We start from the raw sequence: 1,935 nt of genomic DNA, 5'->3' as shown, positions 1-1,935 counted from the left end.
TGCCGTTCCAGAGCGCGGAGGTGCTCGAGGCCATGGCGCGCGATGCGCTCCATCCGGTGAGGGAGCTCCGCGCTGACGGAGGCGCCGCGGCAAACGACCTCCTCTCATGCAGTTTCAGGCCGACATCACCGGGGTTCCCGTGATCCGGCCCGCGCAGACGGAGACCACGGCGCTCGGCGCGGCCTACCTCGCCGGACTCGCAGTCGGCTTCTGGCAGGATGCCCGAGAAATTGAAGCGCTCTGGCGCGCTGAGCGGATCTTTGAGCCCGCGATGAGCGCCGACCAGAGAGGATTTTTGTTGAACCAATGGACGCGCGCCGTCGGCCGCGCCCGCAAGTGGAACTGAGACTTATGACTGATGCTCTGAAGACCAAGACCGCGCCCGAGGGCGAAAAGGCTCTGAAGCCCCTTTCACGCGCTGAGGCGCTCGCCCGCGTGAAGGCGGATCCCCTCTGGGACGTCGTCGTCGTGGGCGGCGGCGCGACGGGCGCCGGCATCGCAGTGGATGCGGCCTCGAGAGGCCTCTCGACCCTGCTCCTTGATGCGCAGGATTTTTCGGCCGGGACGTCCTCGCGCTCGACGAAGCTCATTCACGGCGGCGTGCGCTACATGAAGAATCCCCGCGACTGGGGACTCGTCACCGAGGCGCTCCACGAGCGCAAGGTGCTCATCAATAATGCCCCGCACCTCGTGCACCCGGAAACCTTCGTGCTGCCGTGCTTCAAGAAGTGGGAGCGCGAAATCTATACGGTCGGCCTCGCGCTCTACGACATGATGGCGGGCAAAGCCTCGCTCGGGCGCACGAAGTCCCTGAAGGCGGATGCCGCCGCTGCGCGCCTTCCGGGCGTGCGCACCGAGGGCCTCATGGGAGGCGTCGAATTCTTTGACGGGCAGTTTGACGACGCCCGCCTCAATATTGCGCTCATCCGCACCGCGAACCAGCATGGCGCCGCGTGCCTCAACTACATGCCCGTGACCGCGATCGAGCGCACGGGCGGCTGGATTCAGTCCCTTACCGCGACCGACAAGGAAACGGGCGAGTCCTGCCGCATCCGCACGCGCATGATCTTCAACTGCACGGGCGTCTGGACGGATTCGATCCGCCGCATGGTGGACCCCGATGCGCCTTCGATCGTGCGCTGCTCGAGGGGCTCGCACATTCTTCTCGACCGTTCGTTCCTTCCGGGCGACTCGGGCATGCTCATTCCGAAGACCCGCGACGGACGCGTCCTCTTCTGCATCCCCTGGCACGGCATGACGATCGTCGGGACGACCGACGTCGAGCAGCGGGAGCCCGACTGGAATCCGCAGGCGACGGAAGAAGAAATCAGCTTCCTCCTTGAGACTGCGGCAGGGTACCTCGCCAAGCCCGTGAGCCGCGCCGACGTGAAGGCCTCCTTTGCGGGCCTGCGGCCCCTTCTCAGAGCGCCCGAAGGCGGCTCCACCGCCAAGGCTCGCGCGAGCATGCGGTCATTCCCGAATTCGGCAACATGATCACCGTGGCGGGCGGCAAGTGGACCTCCTACCGCCTGATGGCGCAGGATGCGCTGCTTGAGGCCACCCTGATGCACCTCGTTCCGGCGCGCCTCTGCGTGACGAAGACGCTTCCCATCGTGAACGACGAAACCTTTGACGCCGAGGCGATCGAGAAGGCTGCGGCTGAAGGCCCGATGGCCGATGCCGAGGTTGTGGCTTACGCGCTCTACGAGCGCGACAATGAAGGCGCGCGCACGGCCGAGGACGTGCTCTACCGCCGCCTGCGGCTCGGACAGATGAATGCCGAGCGGACGGAAAAGCTGATGCCGATCGTGGCGGCCGCCATGGCGGGCGAACCCTATGAGCTCGAGGCGGTTCCGGAACCGGAACCTGAACCCGAACCTCAGCCCGAACCTCAGCCCGAACCGGCTCCAGCTCCTGCTCCGGCGCCCGCTGCCG

Annotated in this window: 2 protein-coding genes and 1 pseudogene; all 3 read left to right on the top strand. The window is 66.4% G+C overall.

Annotated features, from left to right (window positions below):
• A pseudogene (locus GBM95_RS11590) lies at positions 1-346 on the top strand (FGGY-family carbohydrate kinase); the annotation flags it as partial.
• 5 nt (positions 347-351) lie between these two features.
• The gene (locus GBM95_RS11585) at positions 352-1,494 is read left to right on the top strand and encodes a glycerol-3-phosphate dehydrogenase/oxidase (protein ID WP_226963312.1); all 1,143 of its coding nucleotides are present in this window, start codon (positions 352-354) and stop codon (positions 1,492-1,494) included.
• A partial coding sequence (locus tag GBM95_RS12825) for a glycerol-3-phosphate dehydrogenase C-terminal domain-containing protein (protein WP_319643771.1) occupies positions 1,491-1,935 on the top strand: 445 nt, incomplete at its 3' end. The genes GBM95_RS11585 and GBM95_RS12825, both read left to right, overlap by 4 nt.

The sequence above is a fragment of the Sutterella seckii genome (assembly GCF_009183815.1).
GTDB classification, from domain to species: domain Bacteria; phylum Pseudomonadota; class Gammaproteobacteria; order Burkholderiales; family Burkholderiaceae_F; genus Sutterella; species Sutterella seckii.
Note: the sequence above shows the minus strand (reverse complement) of the source record. Positions and strands in the feature narration are given on the sequence as shown.